Origin of the sequence: Escherichia sp. KTE159, assembly GCF_000408805.1 — a bacterium.
Classification (GTDB): domain Bacteria; phylum Pseudomonadota; class Gammaproteobacteria; order Enterobacterales; family Enterobacteriaceae; genus Escherichia; species Escherichia marmotae.
The window spans coordinates 297,658-314,104 of the sequence record NZ_KE137295.1; the positions used below are offsets into that span (position 1 = coordinate 297,658).

General features: G+C 48.8%; 11 protein-coding genes and 1 pseudogene. 8 read left to right on the plus strand and 4 right to left on the minus strand.

Annotated features, from left to right (window positions below; translation table 11 throughout):
- Window positions 1–101: 101 nt before the first annotated feature.
- Entirely contained in the window at window positions 102–1,445 is a 1,344-nt protein-coding gene (gene gntP / locus A31E_RS01730; protein WP_000558241.1) for a gluconate permease GntP, read from the minus strand.
- A gap of 339 nt (window positions 1,446–1,784) precedes the next feature.
- On the opposite strand from gntP, the gene uxuA reads away from it, so the two are divergent.
- The 4 genes from uxuA (at window position 1,785) to iraD (ending at window position 6,291) form a co-directional block, all read left to right on the plus strand.
- Window positions 1,785–2,969: a mannonate dehydratase gene (gene uxuA, locus A31E_RS01725; RefSeq protein WP_001517676.1), complete on the plus strand. Its 1,185-nt coding sequence runs from the start codon at window positions 1,785–1,787 to the stop codon at window positions 2,967–2,969.
- A gap of 80 nt (window positions 2,970–3,049) precedes the next feature.
- The gene (locus tag A31E_RS01720; protein WP_001517677.1) at window positions 3,050–4,510 is read left to right on the plus strand and encodes a fructuronate reductase; all 1,461 of its coding nucleotides are present in this window, start codon (window positions 3,050–3,052) and stop codon (window positions 4,508–4,510) included.
- A gap of 214 nt (window positions 4,511–4,724) precedes the next feature.
- A complete protein-coding gene (uxuR, locus tag A31E_RS01715) occupies window positions 4,725–5,498 on the plus strand; it encodes a Uxu operon transcriptional regulator (protein WP_000833695.1) in 774 nt (257 codons plus the stop codon).
- A gap of 409 nt (window positions 5,499–5,907) precedes the next feature.
- The gene (iraD, locus tag A31E_RS01710) at window positions 5,908–6,291 is read left to right on the plus strand and encodes an anti-adapter protein IraD (RefSeq protein ID WP_016249531.1); all 384 of its coding nucleotides are present in this window, start codon (window positions 5,908–5,910) and stop codon (window positions 6,289–6,291) included.
- A gap of 47 nt (window positions 6,292–6,338) precedes the next feature.
- Here the strand turns inward: iraD and ptsP are convergent, their stop codons facing one another.
- Genes ptsP through dhaK form a run of 3 tightly spaced genes read right to left on the minus strand, consistent with a single transcriptional unit; the run spans window position 6,339 to window position 10,430 of the window.
- Entirely contained in the window at window positions 6,339–8,717 is a 2,379-nt protein-coding gene (gene ptsP, locus A31E_RS01705) for a phosphoenolpyruvate--protein phosphotransferase (protein ID WP_016249532.1), read from the minus strand.
- A 3-nt stretch (window positions 8,718–8,720) separates the two neighbouring features.
- Window positions 8,721–9,353, minus strand: coding sequence for a dihydroxyacetone kinase subunit DhaL (gene dhaL, locus A31E_RS01700; RefSeq protein WP_000701649.1), 633 nt, complete (start codon window positions 9,351–9,353; stop codon window positions 8,721–8,723).
- A gap of 12 nt (window positions 9,354–9,365) precedes the next feature.
- Complete coding sequence (gene dhaK / locus A31E_RS01695; RefSeq protein WP_000733763.1) at window positions 9,366–10,430, minus strand: dihydroxyacetone kinase subunit DhaK; 1,065 nt, start codon at window positions 10,428–10,430, stop codon at window positions 9,366–9,368.
- 324 nt (window positions 10,431–10,754) lie between these two features.
- On the opposite strand from dhaK, the pseudogene A31E_RS0123345 reads away from it, so the two are divergent.
- The 4 genes and pseudogenes from A31E_RS0123345 (at window position 10,755) to A31E_RS01675 (ending at window position 16,403) form a co-directional block, all read left to right on the plus strand.
- Window positions 10,755–11,836 (plus strand): annotated as a pseudogene (locus tag A31E_RS0123345) (glycerol dehydrogenase).
- Window positions 11,837–11,901: 65 nt separating this feature from the next.
- Window positions 11,902–13,170 carry an MFS transporter gene (locus A31E_RS01690; protein ID WP_016249535.1) on the plus strand — a complete coding sequence of 423 codons (1,269 nt, stop codon included), beginning with the start codon at window positions 11,902–11,904 and terminating at the stop codon, window positions 13,168–13,170.
- A gap of 17 nt (window positions 13,171–13,187) precedes the next feature.
- Entirely contained in the window at window positions 13,188–14,552 is a 1,365-nt protein-coding gene (locus A31E_RS01685) for an FAD-dependent oxidoreductase (protein WP_024193625.1), read from the plus strand.
- 300 nt (window positions 14,553–14,852) lie between these two features.
- Window positions 14,853–16,403: a BCCT family transporter gene (locus tag A31E_RS01675; protein WP_001199195.1), complete on the plus strand. Its 1,551-nt coding sequence runs from the start codon at window positions 14,853–14,855 to the stop codon at window positions 16,401–16,403.
- Window positions 16,404–16,447 lie beyond the last annotated feature (44 nt).

Consider the following 16,447-nt stretch of genomic DNA (forward strand, 5'->3'; position numbering starts at 1 on the left):
GTAGGCCAGATAAGACGCGCCAGCGCCGCATCTGGCATAAACAAGGCGCACGTTGCCAACCATCCTAACTGAGCCTGCCAATGGCAGGCTCTGATATTCCTTTACGCCACCATACTGATAATCAACACAATAATCAGCCCAACCACGGAGTTGACCAGCTCCAGCAGACCCCAGGTTTTCAGGGTGTCTTTTACTGACAGATCAAAATAACCTTTGAACAGCCAGAAAGAGGCATCGTTAATGTGGGTGAGGGTGTTGGAACCCGCGGCAGTTGCCAGAACCAGCAGCGCCGGATTTACACCAACCAATTGACCGGTTGCCGGATCAAGAATTGCGGCACTGATAATCCCGGCGGCGGTCATCGCTGAAACGACACCCTGACCAGTCGCCAGACGAATCAGCACGGTGATCAGCCACGCCATGATGTATGGAGAAATGTTGCCGTGCGACATCAGCATGCCGATGGTGTCACCAATACCTGTGTCGATAATGGTTTGCTTCAGCACGCCGCCTGCACCGATGATCAGAATCACCATCGCAATACTTTTTACCGCGCTTTCAAAGGCGTTCATCACCCACTGCATGTCGTGGCCGCGTGCGGTGCCAAAGAGTACGAACGCAACTACCATCGCGATAAACATCGCAATTGGGGAGGAACCAATAAAGTTAACCACTTCCCATGCCGGTGTGTCTTTTACTAACCAAATATTAGCGATGGTGGTGGAGATCATAATGATCGCCGGGATCAACGGCACAAGAATGGAAATGCCGAAAGAGGGCAGGTTATTCATATCTACCGGTTGATCCGCTTTCAGGAATGACGGCGTTGGGCGCTCAAGATTACCGAGAAACTTCGGCAGGATCAGCCCCGCACAGATAACGCTGGGAATAGTCACCAGCACGCCATAGATGTAAACCATCCCCATATCTGCGCCGTAAGCATTGACCAGCGCCACCGGACCCGGCTGCGGTGGGAACAGTGAATGTGCGGTGGTTGCAGCCGCTACTGCCGGGATAGCCAGTTTCAGGAAGGGAATTTTAGCTTCGGCGGCAATCACGATCACCAGCGGTGCCAGCATGATAAAGGCCACTTCATAGAACATCGCCAGACCGAAAATCAGGCCGATGATGATCACCGATATCTGAACATAGCGCAGGCCGAGACGCGCCAGCAGCGTGTGCGCTATCTGGTGAGCCGCACCAGAGTCAACCATCAGCTTACCGATGACCGCACCGAACACCACGATGATCGCCAGTTCCCCCAGCGTGTTGCCAAAGCCCGCTTTCATGGTGTGCAGCAGCGACATCAGATCCATACCCGCCAGCATCCCAACGGACAACGCTGCCACCAGCAAAGCCACCATCGAGTTGATCTTGAACTTCAAATTCAGTACCAGCATCAGGCCGATGCCGAATACCACCCAAAGAATGTTAAGCACATGCATAACGTTTTACCTTACCTGGTTGAACCATTGCTATTTTGGGCGACATGTTATGTAAATTGGTCAACCATTGTTGCGATGAATATCACATCCCCCGATCAATAACCGCTGAATACCCTTTGCTGTAATTTGCATCAACCTGTGTGAGAGTGGATTTCTTGTGATGTGGTTAACCAATTTTAGAATTCGGGTTGACATGTCTTACCAAAAGGTAGAACTTATACGCCATCTCATCCGATGCAACGCCACGGCTGCGGTCTGGTTGTTCATCCGGATACCTAAACAACTCCGGGGTTCCGCGTCTCTTCGCTGTGGAACCCGCTATGTGAAAGAGGAAATATCATGGAACAGACCTGGCGCTGGTACGGCCCTAACGATCCGGTTTCTTTAGCAGATGTCCGTCAGGCGGGCGCAACTGGCGTGGTTACCGCGCTGCACCATATCCCGAACGGCGAAGTATGGTCCGTTGAAGAAATCCTCAAACGCAAGGCTATCATTGAAGACGCGGGCCTGGTGTGGTCTGTCGTGGAAAGCGTGCCAATTCACGAAGATATCAAAACTCACACTGGCAACTATGAGCAGTGGATTGCTAACTATCAGCAGACCCTGCGCAACCTGGCGCAGTGCGGCATTCGCACCGTGTGCTACAACTTCATGCCGGTTCTCGACTGGACCCGTACTGACCTCGAATATGTGCTACCGGACGGCTCCAAAGCACTGCGCTTCGACCAGATCGAATTTGCTGCATTCGAAATGCACATCCTGAAACGTCCAGGCGCAGAAGCGGATTACACCGAAGAAGAAATTGCTCAGGCAGCAGAACGCTTCGCCACCATGAGCGATGAAGACAAAGCGCGTCTGACTCGTAACATCATTGCGGGTCTGCCGGGCGCGGAAGAAGGCTACACCCTCGATCAGTTCCGTAAGCACCTGGAACTGTACAAAGATATCGACAAAGCCAAACTGCGCGAAAACTTTGCTGTCTTCCTGAAGGCGATCATTCCGGTTGCGGAAGAAGTTGGCGTGCGCATGGCTGTTCACCCGGACGATCCGCCGCGCCCGATCCTCGGCCTGCCGCGCATCGTTTCCACCATTGAAGATATGCAGTGGATGGTTGACACCGTAAACAGCATGGCGAACGGTTTCACCATGTGTACCGGTTCTTACGGCGTGCGTGCTGACAACGATCTGGTTGATATGATCAAGCAGTTTGGTCCACGTATTTACTTCACCCATCTGCGTTCCACCATGCGTGAAGAAAACCCGAAAACCTTCCACGAAGCGGCGCACCTGAACGGTGACGTTGATATGTACGAAGTGGTGAAAGCGATCGTTGAAGAAGAGCACCGTCGTAAAGCGGAAGGCAAAGAAGACCTGATCCCGATGCGTCCGGACCACGGTCACCAGATGCTGGATGACCTGAAGAAGAAAACCAACCCTGGTTACTCCGCTATTGGTCGTCTGAAAGGCCTGGCCGAAGTTCGCGGTGTCGAACTGGCGATCCAACGCGCTTTCTTTAGCCGTTAATACTCACCGGCATGGCTTCGCGCCGTGCCGGTTCCTTCTTCCTTGCCGTCACTCTCTGAAGACGGATTCTGGAGTTTACGATGACTACTATTGTTGACAGCAATCTGCCGGTTGCCCGCCCGTCATGGGATCATTCTCGTCTGGAATCACGCATTGTGCATCTCGGTTGCGGGGCGTTCCACCGCGCGCACCAGGCGCTGTATACCCACCATTTGCTGGAAAGCACCGACAGCGACTGGGGGATCTGCGAAGTTAACCTGATGCCAGGTAACGACCGCGTGCTGATCGAAAACCTGAAAAAACAGCAACTGTTGTATACCGTGGCGGAAAAAGGCGCAGAAAGCACCGAGCTGAAAATTATCGGTTCGATGAAAGAAGCGCTGCACCCAGAAATCGACGGTTGCGAAGGCATTCTGAACGCGATGGCGCGTCCGCAGACGGCAATTGTTTCCCTGACGGTCACGGAAAAAGGCTACTGTGCCGACGCGGCAAGCGGTCAGTTGGATCTCAATAACCCGCTGATTAAGCACGATCTGGAAAACCCGACCGCGCCGAAGTCTGCAATTGGTTACATCGTAGAAGCCCTGCGTCTGCGTCGTGAAAAAGGGCTGAAAGCTTTTACGGTGATGTCTTGCGACAACGTGCGTGAAAACGGTCATGTGGCGAAAGTCGCAGTACTGGGACTGGCTCAGGCTCGTGATCCGCAACTGGCGGCATGGATTGAAGAGAACGTGACTTTCCCGTGCACAATGGTTGACCGCATTGTTCCGGCGGCTACTCCTGAAACATTGCAGGAAATTGCTGACCAGTTGGGCGTTTACGATCCGTGTGCCATTGCCTGCGAGCCGTTCCGTCAGTGGGTGATTGAAGATAACTTCGTCAATGGTCGCCCGGACTGGGATAAAGTCGGCGCACAGTTCGTTGCGGACGTTGTTCCGTTCGAAATGATGAAACTGCGTATGCTTAACGGCAGTCACTCTTTCCTGGCGTACCTCGGTTACCTCGGTGGTTATGAAACCATCGCTGATACCATGACCAACGCGGATTATCGCAAAGCGGCCTTTGCTCTGATGATGCAGGAACAAGCGCCGACGCTGTCGATGCCGGAAGGTACAGACCTGAACGCGTATGCGACGCTGCTGATCGAGCGTTTCAGCAACCCGTCTCTGCGTCATCGCACCTGGCAGATTGCGATGGACGGCAGCCAGAAGTTGCCGCAGCGTCTGCTGGACCCGGTTCGCTTGCATTTGCAAAACGGCGGTAGCTGGCGTCATCTGGCACTCGGCGTCGCGGGCTGGATGCGTTACACCCAAGGGATTGATGAGCAAGGCAACGCCATCGACGTGGTCGACCCGATGCTGGCGGAGTTCCAGAAGATCAACGCGCAATATCAGGGTGCGGAACGTGTGAAAGCTCTGCTGGGTCTGAGCGGTATTTTTGCTGATGATCTGCCGCAGAACGCGGACTTTGTTGGCGCGGTGACGACTGCATATCAGCAACTGTGCGAACGTGGTGCGCGTGAGTGCGTGGCTGCTCTGTAACTGACTGATTACCCTACAGACTGACTGGTCAATCAAATTTATATTTGGTTGACCAGTTTTCGTTTTTTTGCCCACCTGTACGTGCCAACTTCCAGTGCAAATGGTATAGTTTGAGATTAACGGGTGCCGTAAAATTGCCCGTTGTAGGCCGGATAAGGCGTTCACGCCGCATCCGGCAAAAATTTGATTAACCGCACCTAACGGACACAACACCATGAAATCTGCCACCTCTGCGCAAAGACCTTACCAGGAAGTCGGGGCAATGATCCGCGATCTGATCATTAAGACGCCGTACAATCCTGGCGAACGGCTGCCGCCGGAGCGTGAGATCGCAGAAATGCTCGACGTCACGCGTACTGTGGTACGTGAAGCATTGATCATGCTGGAGATCAAAGGGCTGGTAGAAGTACGCCGTGGTGCCGGTATCTATGTTCTTGACAGTTCCACCAGTAAGAGTGCGGACAGCGCAGATGTTAACGCCTGCAACGACGCTGGTCCTTTTGAGCTGTTACAGGCGCGCCAGTTGCTGGAGAGCAACATAGCCGAGTTTGCCGCCTTGCAGGCAACACGGGAAGATATTGTGAAAATGCGCCAGGCATTGCAGCTTGAAGAACGCGAACTGGCTTCCAGTGCGCCGGGCAGCAGCGAAAGCGGTGACATGCAGTTTCACCTCGCCATTGCCGAAGCAACCCATAACAGTATGCTGGTGGAGTTGTTCCGTCAGTCCTGGCAGTGGCGGGAAAACAATCCGATGTGGATCCAGTTGCACAGCCATCTGGATGACAGCTTATACCGCAAAGAGTGGCTGGGCGATCACAAACAGATCCTCGCGGCGTTAATCAAAAAAGACGCCCGTGCGGCGAAGCTGGCAATGTGGCAGCATCTGGAAAATGTGAAACAGCGTTTGCTGGAATTTTCCAACGTCGATGATATCTATTTTGATGGTTATCTCTTTGACTCCTGGCCATTGGATAAAGTTGACGCCTGAACCCTTATTTCTGGTGCAAAGTTGAGCTGCTTTGCACCGGGTCTTGTAGCCATGTAATAACATATATTATTAATAATAAACTATGAGTAATTTAATAATTACTTATTACATATCTTTTATAAATATTATATCTCTATTTAAATCTGAGTAATCATTCGGAATAATCAAAATATATTGATTTGTTTCTATCTGATTTAGTGATTTTTATCAAACTATATCTTTTTAAATAAAAAGTAAGTGGATCTTCATTTCTGTTCAGGGTCTTATACTTCGCGGGCAAGAATTAGGCCTGTATCAGTCACGGACGTAATGAGCAAAAAGGAATGACTATGGAAAATGAGCATCAACTCAGTGGTATCCTGCCGTCAGGGCAAGATATCGATGCCGCTAAACGTCAGGAGTGCGCAAAATGATGCGCCAATTACTTCAGACCGTATTACCTGAAAAAACAGGAAGCAATACATCATTGCTGCGTGATTCCGTATGCCAGGATCTCTTTCAACTTTTTAATTCTCCTCATTCACCACTACCAACATTACTTGTTTCTGGCATGCCTGAGTGGCAAGGGCATAATAAGTGCGAAAAACGTCTCCAGAGTTGGTATTGCCGCCAGTTGCGTTCCGCTCTTTTATTTCATGAACCACGTATTGCAGCATTGCAGGTGAGTCTGAAAGAAGTATATTGCCACGATCTGGCAATCAGTCTGGAGATGATGCTGTACCACGACGATGAACCGCTAACATTGGAATTGATCTGGCAGAGTAATGGCTGGTGTTGCTTGATGCCGCAGTAAACAGTGGAAAATGCGATACGTGTAAGACGTATCGCATTGGGTATGCATTAGTGGGAAGCTCTGATTGCCGCTTTCAGGGCCGGAAGGCGGGATGAACTGGCGCTGAGTTTATCAATTCCCATGTTGAGCAGAAGCGTTGTTTGTTGGGTATCTCCGGCCATTTCGCCACACATACTGACTGGAATTTCATTGTTACGTCCGGCCTGACACACCATAGCAATAGCTTTGATCACCGCATCATTACGATAATCGACCAGTTCTGCGACGGTACTATTTCCCCTGTCTGCCGCCATAATATATTGCGTCAGATCGTTAGTGCCGATGGAGAAGAAATCAACCTCGCTGGCTAATTTATCCGCAATCATTACAGCGGCCGGAACTTCAATCATAATTCCCAGTGCCGGAAGATTTTCAGTAGCGATCTTCAACAATTTGGCCTGCTCTTGTATCAATGTTTTGACAGCATTGACTTCCTCAAGTGTTGAAACCATTGGCAGCATAATTTGCAGCGTGGGATATTGTTTCCCCGCCCGGATAAGTGCGCGTAATTGAGGAATAAATATTTGTGGATGCGCCAGGCACAGCCGAATGCCGCGCAGACCAAGGAATGGGTTGTCTTCTGACGGCAGCGGGTACGACGGCAACGGTTTATCGCCACCAATATCCAGAGTGCGGATAGTTACTGGTTTATCGCCAAAAGCACGGGCAACAGAGCAATACACGCGAAATTGCTCTTCCTCATCGGGTAATGTCGCTGACTCATGGAATAAAAACTCTGTGCGTAGCAAACCAACGCCTTCAGCTCCGTGAGATAGCGCTGCCTCAATGTCTTGCAGGTCACCAATATTCGCCAGTACGCTAATTTTACGACCACTTTGCGTGATAGCGGGCAGCATAGCATCAGCTAACTGACGATCCCTTTTTTGCTGCCAGACTTCAGATCGTTGGAGCAAATCCAGGCGGGTAATTTCATCCGGATTTAACCACAAGCGACCGGTTTCACCATCAAGGATAACCATTTCGTTATCGCGGACGTTTTGCGGGGTAATATCTGCCTTCACAATCGCAGGAATACCCATCGCTCTGGCAAGAATAGCAGTATGCGACGTTGTTCCCCCATGATGGAGACAAATGCCAAGAATATGCTCTTTATTCAGGCTGGTTATCTGCGAAGGCAACAGATCGTTGGCTAACAAAATACAGGGTGCGGTAGTCATAAAGAGTTGCTCACTTACCCCGCAAAGCTGGTTCAGTACCTGACGCGTAAGATCACGGATATCAGCCTCGCGTTCACGTAAGTAGAGTGTTTCTGCCTGACAATATTGTTCTGCCAATGCCTGCATGACTTCTAACCATGCGAATTCCGCCTGTTTGCCCTTTGCCAGATTTTGCTGTAATTGCCGGTTAATCTCGGGATCTTCAAGCATTATCTTATGGGCGGCAAAAATATCGCCTTCAGGTCCTGCTGCTTTATCAGCAAGTTCACGAACTACAGCGTCGATTGCACACTCAATTCGCGATAGTTCTTCTTGCGGAGAATTGACCGTTCGCTGCGTTATTTCCGGTAGTTCACAGGTAAACCATTTTACCGGGCCAATAGCGATACCATTTTGTACCGACAGGCCTGATATTGCGCCATCAACAGGGGCGCTTACTATCGGCATTGTTGTTGGCAGAATCTCAGAAGAGGCGAGCAGGTGAGCCTCACCAAAATGATCTTTCGCCAACGTTTCAATTGCCTTAAGAGCATCACTGGCATCAACGCCTTCGGCCTGGAAGATGATTTCATCGCCACAGCGGACACCCAGCATTGCCAGTTCGTTGAGGCTTCTGGTGCTGGCGCGTTTATCCCCTTTGATGACGATGATGTTTGCAGAGTATTGCGCTGATACTTTCAGGATGCTTGCTGCCGGACGCGCATGAATACCGTGGGGATTACGTATCGTCCAGCAAAAGGTTTGCCATTCGACGGAATGATTGACCTGTGATATCGCAGGTGCAGCAGTGTCTGCAAGATGAGGCGTGAGTTGCTGCTGTTTGGCACATAGGGCAAGATCCACTTCAGCGATAATCTCCGCGGCCGAAAGTCCTGCTGCCGCAGACGTCACCGCAGACATGGCACCTTCCACTATCGGTGCCGCCAAAAGATAGATAGCACTTCTCTGTTCTTCAGAAAGCAATTCCAGAGCCATCTCTGTACTAAGCAATGCACTGCCCATATCCATGAGAACCAGAACGCCTTCCGGCGTCCAGACCGATTCAATAGCAGACATAATTGCTATGGCATCAGTGCCAATCGGATTTTGCGGATCATCAATACCTGCAGCAATAGCCAGAGGAACGACACCACCAGACATTTGAAGTGCTAACTCCTCAATCCCCTGGGCGAGGCGTAGGCTATGAGAAACAATAACAATAGCAACCATAATTTATTCCGCGAATCCTTCCTGCATAGCCTTAATCATCAGCCAGGAGGAGGTAGCGCCTGGATCCTGATGGCCCACACTGCGAGCGCCCAGATAGCTGGCTCGCCCTTTTTTCGCCTGCATATTGATGGTGTTATCAACTGCGGTTGCAGCATCTTGCACCATCGTATTCAGCAGGAGGGAATGCGACATTCCGTCTTGCAGGTTTTTTTTGGCTTCGTTGAGTACCGGAACCCAGACATCACACAGTGTTTTGTCCCCTTGTTCTGCTTTTCCTCGCGCGATGACTCCGGCAATTCCTTCTTCCAGACACGCCAGCCACTCTTCCAGACTTAACTCCGTTCTGGCTCCGACCGCCGCAGAAGCACGAATAAATAATGTGCCGTAGAGGGGACCACTGGCTCCACCTACACTGGAAAGCAGTTTCATACCGGTATTTTTAAGGATGTTGCCAATATGCTGACGTTCAATGTCGGGTAAGATCGCTTTGACCGCACTGAAACCACGATTCATATTGAGACCGTGGTCGGCGTCACCAATATCTCTGTCTAGTGCAGTTAAAAAGTCTTGTTGTTCAGTGAGATGTGTCGCACAACTCTCCAGCCAGGCGATAATATGTTTGTTTTGAATTTTCATATAATGTCCTTATTAACATCCCCAACGAAGAGCCGGTGTATTTACCGGGGCATCCCAAAGCTGCAAAAACTCTGGGGTACACTTCAGCAGGCTAATGGAAAATCCTGCCATGTCTAATGACGTGCAATAATTACCGACCAACTGGCGTGTAATCTTAAGTCCCTGGCGCTGTGCTGCGCGCATAAATACCCTGGTTACACCATATAATTCTGATTCAGGTGTGCTGCCAAGTCCGTTAATTAATACAATATATTCAGCATTTTTATCGAATGATTCATTCATTGATGCCGCGTCAATCCATCCACCGGCATGGCGATCCCAATGGCGTAATGTGCGTCGCCAGGGCGTATTATCCAGTAACTGCGCTATCACGTCGTCGATTAAAGAGTTCAGGTCTTGCAAGGGACGTCGTTCAATACCGGGTTCACCGTGGATCCCAACACCAAATTCAATTTCATTATCTGCCAGTTCAAATGAGGGTTTTCCCGCTGCGGGAACAGTACAGGCTGATAGTGCGATGCCAAAGGAGCGGGTGGCATTGTTAACATCTTTGCCAAGTTGCTCGCATTGCCCAAGGTCATAACCCTGAAGCGCAGCCGCGCCGACAATTTTTTCGACAAACACCGTCCCCGCAACTCCGCGACGCCCGGCTGTGTACAAGCTGTCTTTTACCGCTACGTCATCATCAATAATGACTGTGCCAACGGCGATGCCTTCTTCGTGTAGCATCTCGACTGCGGTTTCGAAATTAAGAATATCGCCAGTGTAATTTTTGATAAAAAACAGAACACCAGAGCCATTATCAACCGCTTTAGCACATTCGATCATTTGATCTGGTGTTGGTGACGTGAAGACTTCGCCAGGGCAAGCGCCAGTTAACATACCCATGCCAACAAAACCTGCATGTAGTGGTTCGTGGCCGGAGCCACCGCCTGAAACCAGCGCCACCGCATTATCGTTCTGTTTGCACCACACATACCGGGGAGAATAATTTGCCTGCAGGTGTGGCCAGGTGGCGATGAGTCCTTCCATTTGTTCTGTCACAACAGAATCAATCTGGTTAATTAATTTCTTCATAGTCATTCCTGTTCTGATAATTACGTAAACCGCGCTAAGGATGTTTGCGAGATTAATTCTCCAGACGCAACAAAACAAACTAAAGGATAATAAGATTCATAATGAAACGGTTAGCTCATGCTGTTGTTTCAAAATGAAATGGAACCTGTGATGGAATTGGGGGATTGTGATTAAAGCTTAAAAAATATTTTTTATTATTGTCTAAGGATGATGTTTTTTACAGCATGATCATAAAACATAATTTTTCGTGAATGAAACATTTGCCGCCACTGGATGCAACGAGTAGGTTAACGGTGAGGCAAAACAAGTTACGCGAGGAATGACATGGATAAGATTATTATAAGTCCGGCTAAATATATTCAGGGAAATGGTTCTTTGGATAATATTGCTATGTATGCGGCAAGTTTGGGAACCGCACCATTAATTATTGCAGATGATTTTGTTACCGGTCTGGTTGGTGACAGGGTCAATAATAGCTTTGCAAAAGAAAATATCGCTGCGGATTTTGATATTTTTGTGGTGAATGTTCGCAGAATGAAATTTCGCGAATTCGTGATAAGTTTAACCAGCGTAAATATAATGTTGTTATTGGTATTGGCGGTGGTAAAACGCTGGATACAGCAAAAGCCGTAGCATATTACCAAAAAGTTCCGGTAGTAGTTGTACCGACAATTGCTTCCACGGATGCGCCAACCAGTTCGCTGGCGGTAATTTATACCCCGGAAGGTCAGTTTAGTGAATATCTGTTTTTCCCGAAAAATCCAGATATGGTGATTATGGATACAGGCATCATTTCAGCCGCGCCAGTGCGTCTGTTGGTGGCCGGTATGGGGGATGCGCTGTCAACCTGGTTTGAAGCGCGAGCCAATCAGGCATCAGGAAAAGCCACAATGGCAGGCGGGGCGTCCACACTGGCGGCGCTGGCTATTGCCCGGCTTTGTTATACCACGCTGTTGGAAGATGGTTTTAAGGCAAAAGTCGCGGTTGAACAGGGAGTTAGCACCAAAGCGGTAGAGAATATTATCGAAGCTAATACCTATCTTAGTGGCATTGGATTTGAAAGTAGCGGCCTGGCTGCAGCTCATGCTATCCATAATGGTATGACGCAACTGGAGGAATGCCATCATTGCTACCACGGTGAAAAAGTGGCATTTGGTGTTCTGGTTCAACTCATACTGGAAAACGCACCACAGGAGGAAATTGAAACCGTACTTAATTTCTGTAGTAGCGTTGGCTTGCCAACAAATCTCTATATGTTGGGGGTGAAAGAAATTAACAAGGATAAATTACTGGCAGTTGCTGAAGCAGCTACTGCTGAAGGAGAAACTATCCATAATATGCCATTCGAGGTGACCGCGCAGGATGTTCTTTCCGCAATTTTGACCGCACATAATTTAGGACTTTAAAAAATAAACGGCCTGTACAAAGCAGGCCGCTGGTGACGTTTAAAATACTTCATTCGGGAATAAATATGACCAGTAACTGGAAACGTTGGATCACGCTGGCGTTATGCGGTATTGCCGGAAGTGCAATATATAAATTACCTTATCTTCGGGAAACCTATTACGATGCCATGCAACAGGCTACCGGAGCAACCAATGCTGAACTTGGTTTTTTAATGACAGCCTATGGACTGGTGAACTTTGTATTATATTTACCGGGCGGTTGGGCCGCTGATAGATTTTCAGCAAGAAAATTAATGACATTTTCATTAATATCAACCGGAATTAGCGGTTTTTATTATGCGACTTTCCCCTCGTATACCATGATCTGTCTGTTACATGCACTTTGGGCTGTGACAACCGTATTTACGTTTTGGGCCGTGTGTGTGCGTATTATTCGTACCCTGGGATCCAGTGAAGAACAAGGGCGCTTATATGGTTACTGGTTTCTTGGTAAGGGATTAACCTCCATTGTACTAGGTTTTCTTTCCGTGCCGGTATTTGCCAAATTTGGTGAAGGTGTCGATGGTTTACGGGCGACAATTATATTCTATTCCGTAGTGACTATTCTGACCGGTGTTTTAGCCTGGTTTGTTTGTCAGGATGAAACGCACAGCGAAGATAAAGCCAATTTCCGTCTGGCGGATATGGCATTCGTGCTGAAAATGCCGACGGTTTGGCTGGCTGGTGCTGTGACCTTTTGTATGTGGTCAATTTATATCGGCTTTGGCATGGTCACGCCGTATCTCACGCAGATCCTGCATATGGGCGAATCGGAAGTGGCAGTTGCCAGTATTCTTCGCGCCTATGTGTTATTTGCGATGGGCGGGTTAATTGGCGGACAACTGGCTGACCGCTGCGCGTCACGCACGCGTTTTATGATCTACGCCTTCATCGGCATGATTGTCTTTACTACCGTTTATTTCTTCCTGCCTGGTGAATCTCGTTATGTCACCATCGCGTTGGCGAACATGGTTGCCCTGGGCGTGTTTATTTACTCCGCGAATGCAGTGTTCTTCTCAATTATTGATGAGGTACGCATTCCGGCAAAAGTTACAGGGACTGCTGCTGGCTTGATCTCTTTACTGACCTATTTCCCGGAAATCTACTGCTACACGATGGTGGGCAATATGGTCGACCGTAAACCGGGTATTGCCGGTTACCAGGATGTCTTCCTGTTCATGCTGGTTTGCGCATTCATCGGCCTTATCGCCGCGCTGGTCCTCCAGCGTGTGAATCGTAAAAGTAAGAATCAAGGTAATGAAATTACTCAAAACAATGTGGACTGTGCATCCTGAGTCCGACGGGGGAATAAATAGTGGACATGATTAACGAAAGTGCGCGACAAACGCCAGTCATTGCGCAAACGGATGTTCTGGTTATCGGTGGCGGTCCGGCAGGTTTAACGGCGGCGATAGCCGCGGGGCGGTTAGGTGCCAGAACCATGATTGTTGAGCGTTACGGATCGCTTGGCGGCGTATTGACGCAGGTCGGTGTGGAAAGTTTTGCCTGGTATCGTCATCCGGGGACGGTAGATTGTGAAGGGATCTGTCGTGAATATGAAGGTCGCGCACGAGCATTGGGTTTTACGCGACCAGAACCTCAGTCAATTAGCGACGTTATAGATACAGAGGGGTTTAAAGTTGTTGCCGATCAGATGATAACGGAAGCTGGCGTTGAGCCGTTATATCACTCCTGGGTTGTGGACGTGATCAAGGAAGGGGATACGTTATGCGGTGTTATCGTCGAGAATAAATCTGGCCGGGGGGCAATTCTGGCGAAAAGAATCGTCGATTGCACGGGGGATGCTGATATTGCCGCTCGTGCTGGCGCGCCCTGGACGAAACGGAGCAAGGACCAATTGATGGGCGTCACCGTAATGTTCAGTTGCGCTGGTGTTGATGTGGCCCGCTTTAACCGTTTTGTTGAGGAAGAACTTAAGCCAACCTACGCGGATTGGGGGAAAAACTGGACGATTCAAACTACGGGTAAAGAAGACCAGATGTTTAGCCCGTATATGGAGGATATTTTTACCCGCGCGCAACAGGATGGGGTCATCCCAGGCGACGCACAGGCGATTGCCGGAACCTGGTCAACCTTTTCTGAAAGCGGCGAAGCTTTTCAAATGAATATGGTGTACGCCTTTGGTTTTGACTGTACTGATGTCTTCGATTTAACCAAAGCAGAGATCGCCGGAAGGCAGCAAGCATTATGGGCGATTGACGCATTACGCCACTATGTTCCGGGCTTTGAAAATGTGCGGCTACGCAATTTTGGTGCCACGCTGGGCACACGTGAATCACGGCTTATCGAGGGGAAAATCCGTATTGCTGACGATTACGTCCTTAACCAGGGGCGATGCACAGATAGCGTAGGGATCTTCCCGGAATTTATTGATGGTTCCGGTTATCTCATTTTGCCAACGACCGGTCGCTTCTTTCAGATTCCCTACGGCTGCCTGGTGCCGCAAAAAGTGGAGAATTTGCTGGTCGCCGGGCGCTGTATTTCCGCAGGCGTCGTCGCGCATACTTCCATGCGCAACATGATGTGTTGTGCTGTAACTGGTGAGGCTGCAGGGACTGCGGCGGTAGTATCGCTACAGCAACATTGCACCGTGCGTCAGGTTGCTATCCCTGATTTGCAAAACACGCTGAAACAGCAGGGTGTGCGTCTGGCATAACAACAAGGCGCAGAGGGGAAAAAGTCTCTCTGCGCCTTGCAGGAGAAATACCATGAGGGATGATGATCTGGAGCACTTAAGTGCCAATTACTGGATAACCACAGTTCTCTGCGGCCTCTTTTTGGGGATATTCCTGTTTATGCTGCAACAACATCAGCGTGGTTTTTCCCTGTATTGTATTGCTGCGCTCTCACTTATTTGCGCATTTTTTTCTTTACGCCTTTCCCGACAATTGCAACAAATGAAAAAGGAACGGCGAAATATTCGTCCTCATTGAATGAAAACATTCAGGAGACTGACATGCAATATTTCAAAAAACGCTTCTCTTTGATTGAACTGAATGTTTTTATTCCAGCAATGATATTTATTGCGATAATCATTCTGTGTTTGACGATATACCCACAAAATACCAGTAAATATATTAATGAAATGCATCATTTCCTAACCTGGGAAATGGGTGGTATTTTTTTGGTCATGACTTTTTTGGTTGTGCTTTGTTGTCTGTGGCTGGCCTTTTCACGTTATGGGAATATTTTGTTAGGCCAGCCTGGAGAAAAACCTGACTTCAGCTTGTTGACCTGGCTTGGCCTTATTTTTACCTCCGGAACGGGGGGGAGCCTGTTATATCTTGCCTCTGTAGAGTGGATTTGGATCATTCAACAACCTCCTTTTGGTGCAGCAGCAGGAAGCTCTCAGGCTGCTCGTTGGGCCTCTGCTTATGGCATGTTTCATTGGGGACCGTCAGCATGGGCATGGTATCTGATTTGTGCCGTTCCCATTGGCTGGTTTATGCATGTTAAGAAAACAAAATCATTAAAAGTCAGTGAATTATGTCGTGGATGTCTGGGGGCACGCGCTGATGGTTTTTGCGGGCATTGTGTAAACTTTTTCTATATGTTTGGTTTACTCGGTGGCGCAGTGACGTCTCTGGCGCTGGGAACACCGATGATTTCTGCCGTATTTTGCCATGTATTCAATCTGGATCCCGCAGGGCGGTTTATCAATGTCATGGTTATTTTTATCTGGACGCTGGTGCCATTATTAATTCTCTTTTTTGGACTTAAGAAAGGTGTTGCATGGGCCAGTAACTGGAATATACGTGCCGATATTTTGATGCTTATGGCAATCCTGATTTGTGGACCAACGGCATTTATACTTAACCAGTCAATTGATGGTCTCGGCCTGATGCTACAAAACTTTGTGGCAATGAGTTTAAGTACCGATGCTATTGGCCGTAGCGGATTCCCACAAATGTGGACTGTATTTTATTTTTCATGGTGGGTCGTATATGCCATCCCATTTGGTTTATTTATTGCCCGCATTTCAAAGGGAAGGACGATCCGGCAATTGATTGTTTGTGGAACCCTCGCTGGTTCATTGGGATGCATGGTTTTCTATATGGTACTGGCTAATTTCGGCTTATCGTTGCAGACAACTCATCTTATCGATTTTGTTCCTATTCTGAATGAACAAGGGCGAGGCGTTGTCGTTTCTCGCTTGCTGGAACAGCTACCCGCAAGTCAGATATTTTTGGTTGCTTTTGGGGCTATAGCGTTAATTTCATATATAACCGGACACTGTACTGTCGGTTATGCCCTCGGTTTTGCGACGCAAAAACGGGCAGATTGTGATAGTGAACCTGCATTCTGGAATGTGGCATTTTGGTTGATTATGACCGGAGTCGTCGCTATCACTCTCTATCTTCTTGATGCGCAAAGTTTGCAGCCGCTACAAACGGTCTCTATTCTGGCTGGATTACCGCTTTGCGGTGTCGTGATTATCCTGTTGAAGAGTTTTTTGACGCAACTTGCAGTTGATGAGAAAAACAATGTAAGTATTGCTGGAATATGATGTTCAGGAATGCCCGATAATTTGCATTATCGGGCATTTTACCG

Coding starts and splice junctions, on each gene's coding strand:
- gntP (WP_000558241.1), bottom strand. CDS start 1,445: ATGCATGTGCTTAACATTCTTTGGGTGGTATTCGGCATCGGCCTGATG.
- dhaK (WP_000733763.1), bottom strand. CDS start 10,430: ATGAAGAAATTAATTAACCAGATTGATTCTGTTGTGACAGAACAAATG.
- uxuA (WP_001517676.1), top strand. CDS start 1,785: ATGGAACAGACCTGGCGCTGGTACGGCCCTAACGATCCGGTTTCTTTA.
- A31E_RS01720 (WP_001517677.1), top strand. CDS start 3,050: ATGACTACTATTGTTGACAGCAATCTGCCGGTTGCCCGCCCGTCATGG.
- uxuR (WP_000833695.1), top strand. CDS start 4,725: ATGAAATCTGCCACCTCTGCGCAAAGACCTTACCAGGAAGTCGGGGCA.
- ptsP (WP_016249532.1), bottom strand. CDS start 8,717: ATGGTTGCTATTGTTATTGTTTCTCATAGCCTACGCCTCGCCCAGGGG.
- dhaL (WP_000701649.1), bottom strand. CDS start 9,353: ATGAAAATTCAAAACAAACATATTATCGCCTGGCTGGAGAGTTGTGCG.
- iraD (WP_016249531.1), top strand. CDS start 5,908: ATGATGCGCCAATTACTTCAGACCGTATTACCTGAAAAAACAGGAAGC.
- A31E_RS01690 (WP_016249535.1), top strand. CDS start 11,902: ATGACCAGTAACTGGAAACGTTGGATCACGCTGGCGTTATGCGGTATT.
- A31E_RS01675 (WP_001199195.1), top strand. CDS start 14,853: ATGCAATATTTCAAAAAACGCTTCTCTTTGATTGAACTGAATGTTTTT.